Below are 12,349 nucleotides of genomic sequence, written 5' to 3'. Positions count from 1 at the left end.
CGGTGGCCATCGCGCGGAACGCCTTGTTGTCGGGGATGAGGCACTTCCCGGCAACTCAGCGCTACCGCTCACGCACTAGCCGCGATCGGATTAACCTTTACCCGTGCCGGTAAGAGTAAAGATTATGGACCAGGGCAAGAGATCCCGCGCCCGCCGGCAGGGCCCGGCCCGCATCTCCAGCAAGCACCAGATCACGCTCCCCGCCTCGCTGATGCGGCAGCTCGGCCTGCGAGCGGGTGACTCCGTCGACATCGAGATCGAGGACGACCACCTGGTCGTGAGACGGCACAGCAGCCGCTTCGACGGCGTCGTCGGCACCATCCCCGGCTTCACCGAGGCCGTGGACGTCAAACGCTCCAGAGACGAGTGGTGAGTCGATGATCACGGTGCTGCTGGACACCAACGTGATCGTCAGCCTGCTCAACCCGGCGGATGCCCGGCATGACGACGCTCTCACCGCCGTGCGAGCGTGGGAACGACGAGCCGCCCTGTTCTCCGTCTCCGCGGTCACCTGGAGCGAGTTGCGGGTGGGCGCCATCCGGAGTGGTCACGCGGCGGTATCCGCGCTGCGGGAGTTCCGCGACCGCGCTCTGGACCGGATCATCCCCCTCGACGAGGAAATCGCCGAGTCCGCGGCCCAGCTCCGTGCAGGCGATCTCGGTCTTCGCCTGCCCGATGCTTTGATCCTCGCGACCGCACACGTCATCGGCGCCCATCGGCTTCTGTCCGCGGACAAGAAGCTCCAGAGGGCCGATCCGGCGATCGTCGAGTCGACCTCTCGCTAGCCCGAGCCCGCCCACCGCTGTCCCACGCCCGCCTCCTCCAGCACGCGGGGCGGTGCAGGGGTGTCGCCCTCGACCGAGAGGAGACGGTCGAGCCAGCGCGGGCACCACCTGTTGACCCCGCCGAGCAGCACCCTCGCGCCGGACACATGGCAAACCCGCGGCCCACACTGGCCCGCCGGCTGATCCCGCCGGCTCCAGCCTGACCAGCCCCACGGGGACCCCAGAAACCGGCGGTTCCGCGACTGCGCCACGATCCTGGACATAACGTTTTTCGTTATTTACGATTATCGTTATGTCCGCCAGATGGCTCCAACGACTAGAAGCCCTGCTGACCCTCTTCCTGGTCCTCGCCGCTCTCGGCGCGCTGGCCCTGCTCCTGTCCACCGTCCTGATCGCGTTCACCGGCGCCGGCGCCGGTCTCGGCGTCCCGTTGCGGGTCTTCGACGTCCCGGCCGTGGGGGCGGTTGCGGAGAACGTCGCGATCGTCGGCGCCTCCGCCGACGTCACCGTCCGCCCCGAAGGCCCTGCGCCCCTCGTCGGCCTGCTGTATCTGTTCCTGTGGGCGCCGGGGCTGGCGACGACGCTGCTGGCCCTGTTCACCGTCGTGCGGGCGCTGCGCCGGGCGCGTTCGGGCGATCGGCAGCTCTTCTCCCTCGCCACCGCCGCGTTGTTGCGCCGGCTCGGCTGGATCCTGATCGCCGGCTCGCTCGCCACCGCCCTGCTGGGCATGGTGGCCGAGCCGATCCTGGCCTCGATGCTGCTGAACAGCGGTCACCTGTTCTACGCCCCGTCGGCCGAGGTCCTGGCCGGGGTCGTGACGGGCGTCGCCGTCCTCGCGGTGTCGGAGATCGTACGACGGGGGCTCGTCCTGCTCGAAGAGGTCGAGGCCACCATCTGATGAGCGAGGCGGTCATCCGGGTACGGCTGGACGACGTGCTCAAGGAGCGCGGCATGACGCTGACCGAGCTCTCGAACCGGGTCCAGATCAGCGTCGTGAACCTGTCCATCCTGAAGAACGGCCACGCCAGGGCCATCCGTTTCTCCACGCTGATCCGGTTGTGCGACGCGCTCGGCTGCCAGCCGGGCGACCTGCTCAGCTACGACCCGCCCTGAACCGAGCACTCAGCGTCCAGGGACGCCTCACCGCCGCCCCGCGCCCGCCTCCTCCAGCACGCGGGGCGGCGCCGGGGCGTCGTCCTCCTCGTGGCCCTCGACCGAGAGGTTCGGCAGGAGGCGGTCGAGCCAGCGCGGGCACCACCAGTTGGCCCGGCCGAGGAGCACCATCGTGGCGGGCACCAGGAAGCCGCGGATGATGGTGGCGTCGACCGCGATGGCCACGGCCAGGCCCACGCCGAAGACCTTGACCAGCGGGTCGGGGTAGGCGATGAAGGCGACGAAGACCGCGACCATGATGAGCGCCGCCGAGGTGATGACCCGGCCGGTGGAGCCCAGGCCCTCGGCGACGGCCCGGCGGTTGTCGCCGTGCCGGAGGTACGCCTGCCGTACCGCGGTGAGGAGGAAGACCTCGTAGTCCATCGACAGCCCGAAGAGCACCGCGAAGAGCATGAGCGGGACGTAGGAGTCGATCGGCACCGCGAAGAAGTACTCGACCAGCATGGAGCCGCTGTGCGGCGGGTCGAGGCCGACGAGGCGGCTGCCGAGGCCGAAGGAGAAGACGAGGGCCAGGGCCCCGAAGGCGGCGCCGAGCGAGACGAGGTTCATCAGCGCGGCCTTGAAGGCCACGACGGGCGCGCGGAAGGCGAAGAGCAGGAGGAGCGCGCTGAGCAGGACGACCACGCCGATGACCAGGGGCGTGCGTTCGGAGATGCGGGTCCCGGCGTCGGCCAGGGCGGCGGCCTCGCCGCCGACGTGCACGTCGACGCCGGGCAGGGCGAGGGCGCGGACGTCGCGGACGACGTCCTGGACGCGCGGGTCGCTGGGCGCGTAGTCGGGGATGGCCTGGAGGAGGACGGCGTCGCGCTCGGTGTTGGCCTTGCCGGGGGTGACGCGGGCGATGCCGGGGACGTCCTCGACCGCGGCCCTGACCTTGGCGACGTTCCCGGTGCCTTCGGCGACGACGATGAGCGGGCCGTTGGCGCCGGGCCCGAAGCCGGTCTGCATGAGCTCGTAGGCGCGGCGGGCCGGGGTGCCCTGGTCGGAGTAGCCGTTGTCGAGCGGTCCGAGCTTGAGCGCGAGGGCCGGGGCGGACAGCAGGCCGAGGGCCAGCACGCTGCCGAGGAGCACCTGCCACGGGCGCCGGGCGACCCAGAAGGCCAGGCGGCTCCAGCCGCCACCGGACCCCTCCGAACCGCCGGCGGCGGCGCGGCGGCCCAGCACCCGCAGGGAGTTGATCCGCGGCCCGAGCACGCCGAGCAGCGCGGGCACGAAGGTCACCGAGGTGAGCACCGCGAAGACCACGGACAGCCCGGTGATCCAGCCCAGCGTCTGCAGCAGCGGGAACCCGCCGAGCATGAGCGCGCTCAGCGCGATGATGACCGTGCCGCCGGCGAAGACCACCGCGCCGCCGGAGCTGGCGGTGGTCCGGCGCACGGCCTCGTGCACGGGCAGCCCGTCGGCCAGAAGCTTGCGGTAACGGGAGGTCAGGAAGAGCGCGTAGTCGATGCCGACGCCGAGCCCGATCATGGTCGCCATGATCCCGGCCTGCTTGGGCACGTCGGCCACGTGGCCGAGCAGGCCGATCAGGCCGAGCCCGGCGGCGACGCTGACCAGGGCGCTGAGGATGGGGACGAGCGCGGCGACCAGCGTGCCGAAGGCCAGGACCAGCACGAGCAACGCGCAGAGCACGCCGACGATCTCGCTGGGCCCGGTCTTGATCTCCTTGTCGGCGGGCGACGAGCTGCCCGCCGGGACGATCTCGATCCCGAGCTCGCGCGCGGGCGCGGCGGCGGCGACGATCTCGCCGGAGACCTCGGACGCCTTGGCCCCGCTCAGCCGCACCGTGATCACGCCGATCTCGGTGCTGGCCGAGGGCCCGGCCTCGGCCTCCTCGACGTACGGCAGGCGGCGGATGTTCGCCACGGACTCGTCGATCGCGCCCCGCCGCAGCGGCGAGGTGAGCGGCTTGTCCGCGGAGTAGAGCAGGATCTGGACCGTCCCGCCGGCGTCGAAGCCGGGGCCGAACCCGTCGCGCATCAGGTCGTGGGCGCGTTGCGCGTCGCTGCCGGGAATGCTGACGTCGTTGCTCACCGGGCTTCCGAGCGCCAGACTGCCACCCATCAGGCCCACCGCGACGATCACCCACAGCGCGAGCACCGCGCGGCCGTGTCCCGCACACCAGCCGCCGAGCCGCCCCAGCAGTCCGGACATGACTTCCCCCTCGTCCTGTACGCCCGTACAGGACCTACCATAAAGAGGCAAAGGCACCGTTGGAAGTGAGACGATGACCACACTCGACCACGGCAACGACACCCGCTCGCGCATCCTCGCCGCCGCCCAGGAGCTCTTCGCCGAACGCGGTTACGCGGCGACCTCGCTGGCCGACATCGCCGCCGTGGTGGGGCTCACCAAGACCGCGATCGCCTACCACTTCCACCCCAAGGACCGCCTGGCCGCCGAGCTGATCGCCCCGGCCGCCGACGACCTGTTCGCCTTCCTGGGCGAGCCGTTCACGCTGGAGGGGCTGGTCACCTTCACCGTGCGGCACCGGGCGGTGATCCGGCTGATGATGGAGGACTTCGGGCACGGCGACGAGCCCGTCCCCGGCACCCCCGCCGAGGCCATCCGCACCTTCCGCGACGAGATCTACCGCCGCATCGTCGGCCCCGACCCGGACGACGCCGCCCGCATCCGCGGCTGGGCCGTCCTCGGCGCGCTGGAGTGGGGCATCGTGCACACCATGGACCTGCCGGAGGAGCGCGTCCGGGCGCACCTGCTCGCCCTCCTGACGCACTGGATCTGAGCGCGGCGTCAGTCGGTCGGGGTGGCCGACGGCTCGGGCGACGGCTCCGGGTCCGGGTCGGGCTCGGTCTGGCCCAGGACGCCCACGGTGAGGACGACCACCCGGCCGGGCTGGGCGCACGTGCCCGCGGCCACGTTCTGGCCGAGCACCACGTCCTCCTGCGCGGGCTCGGTCACCAGCCGCCCCTGCACCCGTACGGCGAAGCCGGCCGCGACCAGCGCCTTGCGGGCGGGCCCACGGGCCTGGCCGGTGACGCCGGGCACGAGCAGCCCGTCCCGCCCGACCACGAACGACACGGCCGTGCCGGCGGCGACCCTCGTCCCGGCGGCCGGCTTGGCGGAGACCACCCCGCGCGCCCCGGCGGAACAGGTCGTGGACACCTTCCCGACCGCCAGCCCGGCCTTGAGGATCGCCGCCTCGGCCGCCTTGCGACTCAGCCCGGCCAGGCGCGGGACGGTGACCCCGGCCGACACGGTGAGGCCCACCTGGGTTCCGCGCATGACCTTGGACCCGGCCGACGGCACCGAGCCCAGCACCTCGCCCACCTTGCGCGGCGAGCTCACCTCGGCCACCGCGCCGAGCTGGAGTCCGGCCGCGCGTAAGGCCTTCTGCGCGGCGGAGCGGTCGAGCCCGATCAGCCGGGGGATGGCCACGTCGCGGACGGTCGTCTGCTTGCCGGGGCCGCCCTGGCTGGGCCGGACCTGGGGAGAGGGGGGCGGGATCTCCTCGTCGGAGGTGGTGCGGTCGAGCTGCGGGAGCAGGCCCTCGGCGGGCGTGGCCGGGGCGGTCGAGGGGGCCGCGGCGGGTCCGGCCACCACGGTCTGGCGGCCGGAGCGGTCCAGGACCGGGATCAGCACGCCGGCCAGGACGGCGGCGCTCACCAGGAGCGCGGCTCCCGTCGCCAGCCCCACCCGCCGCACGGCCGCCCATCGGGCCTCTCTGGGCGCGGGCGGCAGGGTCGGGCCGTCCGGCGGGAGGTGGTAGGCGTGCGCCACGCTCGCGGCCCCGGTCGCCTCGGGCGTGGCCATCGGGCGTAACGACCCACGGGAGTCCTCCGCGCCCGGCGGGGTGCCGATCCGGGACAACCCGTCGGCAGGCCGGAAGACCGGGGGCGGCGGAGGTGAGCGCAGCACCTCCGCCGGCGCCCCGTCGCTCCCGCCCAGCAGGGCGAGCAGGAGCTCCCGGCTGGTGGGCCGGTTGCGCGGGTCCTTCTCCAGGCAGGCCGACACCAGTTCGCGCATCCGCCCCTCCAGCCGTCCCAGCGCGGGCGGCGCGGTGAGGATGCGGTGCAGGACGGGCGCGACGGAGTCCTGGCCGAAGGGGGCCGAGGCGTTGGCGGCGAAGCACATGGTCGCCCCCCAGGCGAACACGTCGGCCACGCCGCTGACCGCGGAGGCGGTGATCTGCTCGGGCGCCATGTACGCCGGCGTCCCCACCCCGCGCCCGCTCTGCGTGGCGGCCGCGTCGAGCGCCCGCGCGAGGCCGAAGTCGATGACCCGGGGCCCGTCCATCCCGAGCAGCACGTTCTGCGGCTTGAAGTCGCGGTGCACGATCCCGGCCCGGTGGATCGCGGCCAGCGCGGTCGCGCAGCCCACCGCGAGCCGTTCGAGCGAGGCCCCGCCGCGCGGCCCGGTCAGCGTGACCTCACGGTGCAGGGACGGCCCGTCCACGTACTCGTTCACGATGTACGGCCGGCCGTCCTCGAACCCGACGTCGATCACCTGGGCCGTGCAGAAGCGCGCCACGTGCTTGGCCAGTTCCACCTCCCGCAGGAAGGCGGCACGCTCCTCGCCCACCTCGCCGTGGAGCAGCTTGACCGCGTAGGTCTCCCCGTCCAGCCCGCCGAGGTAGACCACCCCCTGGCCGCCCTCCCCCAGACGCCCTGACAGCTCGTAGTCGCCTAGTCGCTGCGGGTCCCCCGTTCTGAGCGGCTGAGCTATCGGCACGGGCGCCTCCCCTCGCTGCCACCCGCTCTGTGCTTTCCACTGAAATCATCGGAAGGCAGTCAGTCAACGGTAAGCGCCACGATTGCCACCCGACCGTGACACACCAGGTCAGGAGGGGCGGGCGATCCTGCCCGTGTACGTGACAGTGCTGTCACCCGAGCGCTGCACCTTGATGTCCATCTGGTTGGGGTCCTCGGTCGGGACGAGGGTCACCACGCCGGGGTAGCACTCCTTGCCGTTCACCCGGTCGAGCGCGAAGGACAGCTCGTGGCCGCCGGGCGAGAGCACGCCCCGGCAGTGCAGGTCGGCGCCCCAGCGCATGGCCGACTCGCCGCCGGGCGCCAGCCGTACCTCGATCGGGAAGACGCGGCCCGCGGCGGGATGGTCGGCGGTGCCGCGCCACAGCCCCGCGACGACGCGCGGCTCGGAGGCCTGCGGCCACCAGAGCGCCGCGCCCACGGCGAGCAGGCAGGCGAGCGCCGCGAGGGCGGCGAAGGCCAGGACGCGCCCGCGCTTGAGCCCGGAGCGGCGGCCGGAGGGGACGGTCGCCAGATCATCCGACATAGGCGGCCATTATGGCAGTTCTCCCCCAGCAGCCCCAGGCGTCCCGTCGCCCGATCGGCCGGAGCCGGCCGCGGCGGCGAGCAGCGCCAGCTCGTCGAGGACGGGCAGCACCACGTCCGCGCCCCCGCTCGGCACGTTCGCCACCACCTCGGTGATCCCGAGCCCGGCGAAGTAGTCCAGTTTCTCCGCCGTGGGCCGCGAGCCGAACGGGATGACCCGCACCTCCCGCCCGCCGCACGCCTCGCGCAACGCGGGCAGCGCGGCCTTGATCCCGGAGCCGCCGATCGGGATCCACCCGTCCCCGTACTCGCCCACGTGCTCGAAGAGCTTCGGCCCGGCCGCGCCGCCCAGGTAGATCGGCGGCGGCACGGACGGCTTGGGCCACGACCACGACGGGGCGACCCCGTCGAAGGCGGCCTCCTCCTCGGTCCAGAACGTCCTCATGGCCAGCACGTGCCGCCGCGCGATCTCGCGGCGCTCGCCGTACGGCACGCCGTGATGTTCCATCTCGGCCCGGTTCCACCCGAAACCCACCCCCACCGCGACGCGTCCCGGCGCGAGCAGGTCGAGGGTGGCGATGGCCTTGGCGGTGACGATGGGGTCACGCTGGGCGGCCAGCAGGATGCCGGTCCCGAGGGTGATCCGGGTGGTGACCGCGGCGGCGGCGGCGAGGGCGACGAGCGGGTCGAGCGTGCGCTTGTACGGCTCGGCCACCCCGTCCTGGCCCGGCGTCCTCGCCGTGGCGACCGGCAGATGCGTGTGCTCGGGCAGGTAGAGCGAGCTGAGCCCGCGCTCCTCGACCGCCCTGGCCAGTTCGGTGACCGGGAGGGACCGGTCGGTGGCGAAAGTGGTGACACCCAGCCGCATGACGCTCCTCTCTACCAAGCGATTGCTCGGTCGCGAATCTTAGAGTAGCTTGCTGCACATGTTCCTGGAGGTGAGCGGCGGAGCCAAGCTCTTCTACACCGACGACGGTTCCGGCGACCCGCCCCTGCTGCTCGTGCACGGCTGGGGCGCCGACTCCCAACAATGGGCCCCCCACCTCCCTGCGCTGACCGAGCGGCACCGCGTCCTCGCCCCCGACCTGCGCGGCCACGGCTACTCCTCCGCCCCGCCGGACGGGAACACCCCGGCGGCGATGGCCGAGGACCTCGCGGCCCTGCTGACCCGCCTCGGCGTCGACGACTGCGTGGCGGTCGGGCACTCGATGGGGGCGGTGATCGTCTCCCGCCTCGCGGTCGAGCACCCGCACCTGGTCCGCGCCCTGGTCACGATCGACCCCGGCTACGGCTACCCCGACGAGGTCGCCCGCCTGTCCCTGGGCCTACTGCCCGGCCTGCGCGGCGACGACCCCGGCTCGGCCGCCGCCCGGATCGACCGGTGGTGCTACACCCCCGCCTCGCCCGCCTGGCTGCGCGAGTGGCATCGGCGGCGCCTGCTGGCCACCCCGCCGCATGTGCTCGCCGAGGCCTTCGAGGCCCTGTGGTCCGGCCCCGAGGCCCTGGGCGCCCGCCCGGCCGCCGACGCCTACCTCTCGCGCCGCGAGTGCCCGGTGCTGTCGTTCTGGGCCTCCCCTGCCCAGGCCGCCTGGGAGGAACCCCTGCTCAAGCACCCGGCCTCGCGCGTCGTCTGCTGGCCGGGCAGCGGCCACCGCCTGCACGAGGAGCGGCCCGCCGAGTTCGTCGTCGTCCTGACCGATTGGCTGAGGAGTCTGCAGTGAAGTTCGCCATCTTTCTGAACCCCCAGATTCCGGGCTCCGGGTACGCCGCCGAGGAGAACGCCCGCGCCAAGCGGCCGATCGGCCGGGACACCGAGTCCTACCAGGCGCTGCTGCACGAGGTGCGCGAGATCGCGGTCCACGCCGACCAGATCGGCTTCGACGCGCTGATGATGACCGAGCACCACTTCCACTCCGAGGGCATGGAGTTCTCGGTCAACCCGCTGATGTTCCTGACCGACCTCGCGGCCCGCACCGAGCGCATCCTGCTCGCCCCGCTGGGCATGGTGCTGCCCGCGTGGGACCCGATCCGGGCGGCCGAGGACGTGGCGCTCCTGGACCAGTTCTCCAAGGGCCGGCTGCGTCTCGGAGTGGCACGCGGCTACCAGAACCGGTGGATGAACGTGCTCGGCCAGCGCTGGCAGGCCGCCGCCGCCCGCTCGGACGGCTCCAGCTCCGACAACCGCAACTTCGACGTCTTCGGCGAAGTGCTCAAGATCATGAAGATGGCCTGGACGCAGGACACCCTGCGCTACCGCTCGGACGTGCTGGACTACTCGGTGCCCTACCCCTTCGAGGGCATCGAGGGCTGGCCGGCGCAGGAATGGACGCAGACCTTCGGCGCCCCGGGCGAGATCGACGACCAGGGCCGGGTCCAGGCGGTGTCGGTCTGCCCCAGGCCCTACCAGAACCCGCACCCCGAACTGTGGCAGCCGTTCACCATCTCCGACCGCTCGGTGCTCCGCGCCGCGCAGGAGGACATCCTGCCGTGGATGTTCACCCCCAACCCCGACGACCACGCCGCCAAGGCCAAGCTCTACCAGGAGGAGTCGGCCAAGTGCGGCCGGGACTACAAGCTGGGAGAGCACACCGGCATCCTCAAGATCGTCGGCATCGCGGACACCACCGAGGAGGCGATCAACACCTACGGCCGCGGCATCCCCAAGGACTTCGCCGCCTTCTTCGGCCCCTTCGGCTACCTGGAGGTGCTGCGCAAGAAGGAGGACGACCGGCACCAGCCGATCTCCCCCGAGAAGGGCGACGTCAAGCGGATGAACGACGTCGAGATGGCGTTGTTCGGCTCCCCCGACGACGTCAAGCGCGGCATCCAGCGCATGCTCGACCGGATGCCCGACCTGGAGTGGTTCGGGCTCTACATGCAGGGCCAGCAGGGCGTGCTCCCGCTCGACACGGTCAAGCGCAACCTGGAGCTGTTCGCCACCAAGGTCATCCCGGAGTTCGCCGGATGAGGTACTGGCTCGGGGCCTCCTTCGCCGCCACCGGCGAGTTCCTGGAGCTAGCGCGGCACGCCGAGATGTGCGGCTTCGACGCCCTGACCCTGTCGGACCACCTGTTCTTCGCCGACTTCGCCTCGCCGTACCCCTACTCGCGCAGCGGCCGGCCGCGCTGGGACGCGGCCACGCACTGGCCGGACGTGTGGGTGACGATCGGCGCGATGGCGGCGGTGACCAGCACGCTGACCTTCGCGCCGAACGTCTACATCGCCCCGGCCCGCGACCTGATGACCGTCGCCAAGCAGGTCTCGACCGCCGCGGTGCTCTCCGGCGAGCGGGTGGTCCTCGCCGCCGGGGTGGGCTGGTGCAAGGAGGAGTTCGAGGCCACCGGCCAGGACTTCCACACCCGCGGCAAGCGCCTGGACGCGATGATCCCGGCCCTGCGCGAGCTCTGGACCGGCCGCGAGGTCCGCCTCGACGGCCTGCCGCCGCTGTCCATCGCGCCCGTCCCCCGCCGGCCGATCCCGGTCTACATCGGCGGCGACAGCGAGGCCGCCCTGCGCCGCGCGGCCCGGCTGGGCGACGGCTGGATCGGCAACCGCGTCTACACCGAGGAGCGGCTCGACCAGGTGCTCGCCCGGCTGCGCGAGCTCCTGGAGGAGTACGGCCGGCCGCCGGACGCCCTGGAGGTCGTCGCCCCGCTGGCCGTCCTCCCGGACGCGGCGACCTACCGCCGCTTCGAGGACAAGGGCGTCACCGCCACCATGGCCGCCCCCTGGTGGCTGGCCTCCCCCGAGGAGAAGGCCCGCCACGGCTCCCTGGAGCTGAAGAAGCTGACCATGGAGCGCTTCGCCGACGAGGTGATCCGCGGCTAGTTGATCGTCAGCACCGTCCCGGTCCCGTTGGGGTACTCGACGTAGGCGGTGTGCCGGCCCTGCGTCAGCCCCTGCCAGGTGGCGGTGAGGGCGACCGGGACGCCGGGGGTGACCTTGACCCGCTCCGGCGTCACCGTCAGGCTGCCGCTCCCGCCCTCACCCACCAGGTTCGTCCGCACGCGGTACGGCGTGGCACCCAGCACCGCCCCGACGATCACCTGGTACTCGCCCGCCCTGGGCCGGGCCAGCGTGAGGGTGAGGTCGGCCTCGAACTGCGGCAGGAACGCCTCGGGCACCCACTGACCGCCTTCCTGCCGCGCCAGCGCCAGGAAGAGCGGCTCCGGATCGGCCGAGGTGAGGTGCCAGGCTCAAGGACGAGGCCATCGCCCGCCAGCTCGGCGTCAGCGGCCGCACCGCCACCCGGCGCATCGCCGCCCTCGTCGAGCGGCTCGGCGCCACCACCCGCTTCCAGGCCGGCGTAGAGGCCGCCGCCCGGGGCTGGCTGCGCTGATCAGGCGGTAGCCTCGTGCCGTGCTGGAACGGATCAAGGCGACACGCTACGTCACGCCCCTGCGAGAAGGCGGCTCCCTGCCGGGCGTCGTCGAGGCCGACGACCTCGGCACCTACGCGGTCAAGTTCCGCGCCGCCGGGCAGGGCCGCCGGGTGCTGGTCGCCGAGATCATCTGCGCCGAGCTCGCCCGCCGCCTCGGCCTGCGCACCCCCGAGCTGAAGCTGATCGACCTCGACCCCGAGTTCGGGATCCGCGAGCCCGACCACGAGATCCAGGAACTGCTCAAGAACAGCGCCGGGCTCAACCTCGCGGTCGACTTCCTGCCCGGCGCGCTCGGCTTCGAGCCGCTCACCTGGCGGCCCGACCCGCTGTTCGCCTCCCGCGTGCTCTGGTTCGACGGCCTGATCCACAACGTCGACCGGAGCTGGCGCAACCCCAACCTGCTGCTCTGGCACGGGCAGGTCTGGCTCATCGACCACGGCGCGGCGCTCTGGTTCCACCACAACTGGAAGAATGCCGACCCGACCCGCCCCTACGACGCGAGCGACCACGTGCTGGCCCCCTTCGCCACCGAGGACGGCCGCATGGAGATCTCCCGCGACCTGCTGGAAGAGGTGACCGCGCTCGTGCCCGACGAGTGGCTGGAGGACGAGCCCGGCTTCGACTCGGCGCAGGCCGTACGGCAGGCGTACGTCGAGCACCTGCACCGGCGCGCCCGCGACGGCTGGGAGACCCGCACGCCGGAGAAGCGCGGCGGCGGCCCCGGCTCGGTCGGCGAATTCCACCGGGGAGCCTGA

The 12,349-nt window shown here is 72.7% G+C and carries 15 protein-coding genes; 9 read left to right on the top strand and 6 right to left on the bottom strand.

The window, feature by feature from the left end:
* Positions 1-124: 124 nt before the first annotated feature.
* Together AB0I67_RS42105 and AB0I67_RS42100 are read left to right on the top strand one after the other, a co-directional pair.
* Positions 125-373: an AbrB/MazE/SpoVT family DNA-binding domain-containing protein gene (locus AB0I67_RS42105; protein ID WP_357936420.1), complete on the top strand. Its 249-nt coding sequence runs from the start codon at positions 125-127 to the stop codon at positions 371-373.
* 4 nt (positions 374-377) lie between these two features.
* Positions 378-785, top strand: coding sequence for a PIN domain-containing protein (locus tag AB0I67_RS42100; protein ID WP_357936418.1), 408 nt, complete (start codon positions 378-380; stop codon positions 783-785).
* Here AB0I67_RS42100 and AB0I67_RS42095 read toward each other — a convergent pair.
* Entirely contained in the window at positions 782-931 is a 150-nt protein-coding gene (locus AB0I67_RS42095; protein WP_357936416.1) for a hypothetical protein, read from the bottom strand. The two genes, AB0I67_RS42100 and AB0I67_RS42095, sit on opposite strands and share 4 nt — an antisense overlap.
* A gap of 146 nt (positions 932-1,077) precedes the next feature.
* Here AB0I67_RS42095 and AB0I67_RS42090 point away from each other — a divergent pair, with 146 nt between their 5' ends.
* Together AB0I67_RS42090 and AB0I67_RS42085 are read left to right on the top strand one after the other, a co-directional pair.
* Positions 1,078-1,683, top strand: coding sequence for a DUF2975 domain-containing protein (locus AB0I67_RS42090; protein ID WP_357936414.1), 606 nt, complete (start codon positions 1,078-1,080; stop codon positions 1,681-1,683).
* The gene (locus AB0I67_RS42085; RefSeq protein ID WP_357936412.1) at positions 1,683-1,898 is read left to right on the top strand and encodes a helix-turn-helix transcriptional regulator; all 216 of its coding nucleotides are present in this window, start codon (positions 1,683-1,685) and stop codon (positions 1,896-1,898) included. The genes AB0I67_RS42090 and AB0I67_RS42085 overlap by 1 nt, the downstream gene beginning before the upstream one ends.
* Positions 1,899-1,925: 27 nt before the next feature.
* Here the strand turns inward: AB0I67_RS42085 and AB0I67_RS42080 are convergent, their stop codons facing one another.
* Positions 1,926-4,112 (bottom strand): MMPL family transporter, encoded by a 2,187-nt coding sequence (locus tag AB0I67_RS42080; protein WP_357936410.1) that lies wholly within the window; start codon positions 4,110-4,112, stop codon positions 1,926-1,928.
* A 73-nt stretch (positions 4,113-4,185) separates the two neighbouring features.
* Between AB0I67_RS42080 and AB0I67_RS42075 the strand changes: the two genes are divergently transcribed.
* Complete coding sequence (locus AB0I67_RS42075) at positions 4,186-4,704, top strand: TetR family transcriptional regulator (protein ID WP_357936408.1); 519 nt, start codon at positions 4,186-4,188, stop codon at positions 4,702-4,704.
* Positions 4,705-4,712: 8 nt separating this feature from the next.
* Here AB0I67_RS42075 and AB0I67_RS42070 read toward each other — a convergent pair whose 3' ends face one another.
* The 3 genes from AB0I67_RS42070 to AB0I67_RS42060 all read right to left on the bottom strand — a co-directional run bounded on the left by AB0I67_RS42070 (position 4,713) and on the right by AB0I67_RS42060 (position 8,081).
* Positions 4,713-6,650 (bottom strand): PASTA domain-containing protein, encoded by a 1,938-nt coding sequence (locus AB0I67_RS42070; RefSeq protein ID WP_357936406.1) that lies wholly within the window; start codon positions 6,648-6,650, stop codon positions 4,713-4,715.
* 108 nt (positions 6,651-6,758) lie between these two features.
* Positions 6,759-7,214, bottom strand: a complete 456-nt coding sequence (locus AB0I67_RS42065; RefSeq protein ID WP_357936404.1) for a hypothetical protein — start codon at positions 7,212-7,214, stop codon at positions 6,759-6,761.
* 9 nt (positions 7,215-7,223) lie between these two features.
* A complete protein-coding gene (locus tag AB0I67_RS42060; protein ID WP_357936402.1) occupies positions 7,224-8,081 on the bottom strand; it encodes a TIGR03619 family F420-dependent LLM class oxidoreductase in 858 nt (285 codons plus the stop codon).
* Between the two features lie 58 nt (positions 8,082-8,139).
* Between AB0I67_RS42060 and AB0I67_RS42055 the strand changes: the two genes are divergently transcribed.
* Genes AB0I67_RS42055 through AB0I67_RS42045 form a run of 3 tightly spaced genes read left to right on the top strand, consistent with a single transcriptional unit; the run spans position 8,140 to position 11,041 of the window.
* Entirely contained in the window at positions 8,140-8,934 is a 795-nt protein-coding gene (locus AB0I67_RS42055) for an alpha/beta hydrolase (RefSeq protein ID WP_357936400.1), read from the top strand.
* Positions 8,931-10,181: an LLM class flavin-dependent oxidoreductase gene (locus AB0I67_RS42050; RefSeq protein ID WP_357936398.1), complete on the top strand. Its 1,251-nt coding sequence runs from the start codon at positions 8,931-8,933 to the stop codon at positions 10,179-10,181. The genes AB0I67_RS42055 and AB0I67_RS42050 overlap by 4 nt, the downstream gene beginning before the upstream one ends.
* Entirely contained in the window at positions 10,178-11,041 is an 864-nt protein-coding gene (locus tag AB0I67_RS42045; RefSeq protein ID WP_357936396.1) for a TIGR03619 family F420-dependent LLM class oxidoreductase, read from the top strand. Before AB0I67_RS42050 ends, AB0I67_RS42045 begins: the two co-directional genes overlap by 4 nt.
* On the opposite strand, the gene AB0I67_RS42040 is transcribed toward AB0I67_RS42045, so the two are convergent.
* A complete protein-coding gene (locus AB0I67_RS42040) occupies positions 11,038-11,337 on the bottom strand; it encodes a hypothetical protein (RefSeq protein WP_357936394.1) in 300 nt (99 codons plus the stop codon). The two genes, AB0I67_RS42045 and AB0I67_RS42040, sit on opposite strands and share 4 nt — an antisense overlap.
* Positions 11,338-11,572: 235 nt before the next feature.
* Between AB0I67_RS42040 and AB0I67_RS42035 the strand changes: the two genes are divergently transcribed.
* Positions 11,573-12,349 carry a HipA family kinase gene (locus tag AB0I67_RS42035; RefSeq protein ID WP_357936392.1) on the top strand — a complete coding sequence of 259 codons (777 nt, stop codon included), beginning with the start codon at positions 11,573-11,575 and terminating at the stop codon, positions 12,347-12,349.

This window comes from Nonomuraea sp. NPDC050310, from assembly GCF_040655795.1.
Taxonomy (GTDB): domain Bacteria; phylum Actinomycetota; class Actinomycetes; order Streptosporangiales; family Streptosporangiaceae; genus Nonomuraea.
The sequence above is the reverse complement of the archived record's forward strand: the minus strand, read 5'-3'. Positions and strand labels throughout refer to the sequence as shown.

Coding starts and splice junctions, on each gene's coding strand:
- AB0I67_RS42105 (WP_357936420.1), top strand. CDS start 125: ATGGACCAGGGCAAGAGATCCCGCGCCCGCCGGCAGGGCCCGGCCCGC.
- AB0I67_RS42100 (WP_357936418.1), top strand. CDS start 378: ATGATCACGGTGCTGCTGGACACCAACGTGATCGTCAGCCTGCTCAAC.
- AB0I67_RS42090 (WP_357936414.1), top strand. CDS start 1,078: ATGTCCGCCAGATGGCTCCAACGACTAGAAGCCCTGCTGACCCTCTTC.
- AB0I67_RS42085 (WP_357936412.1), top strand. CDS start 1,683: ATGAGCGAGGCGGTCATCCGGGTACGGCTGGACGACGTGCTCAAGGAG.
- AB0I67_RS42080 (WP_357936410.1), bottom strand. CDS start 4,112: ATGTCCGGACTGCTGGGGCGGCTCGGCGGCTGGTGTGCGGGACACGGC.
- AB0I67_RS42075 (WP_357936408.1), top strand. CDS start 4,186: ATGACCACACTCGACCACGGCAACGACACCCGCTCGCGCATCCTCGCC.
- AB0I67_RS42065 (WP_357936404.1), bottom strand. CDS start 7,214: ATGTCGGATGATCTGGCGACCGTCCCCTCCGGCCGCCGCTCCGGGCTC.
- AB0I67_RS42060 (WP_357936402.1), bottom strand. CDS start 8,081: ATGCGGCTGGGTGTCACCACTTTCGCCACCGACCGGTCCCTCCCGGTC.
- AB0I67_RS42055 (WP_357936400.1), top strand. CDS start 8,140: ATGTTCCTGGAGGTGAGCGGCGGAGCCAAGCTCTTCTACACCGACGAC.
- AB0I67_RS42045 (WP_357936396.1), top strand. CDS start 10,178: ATGAGGTACTGGCTCGGGGCCTCCTTCGCCGCCACCGGCGAGTTCCTG.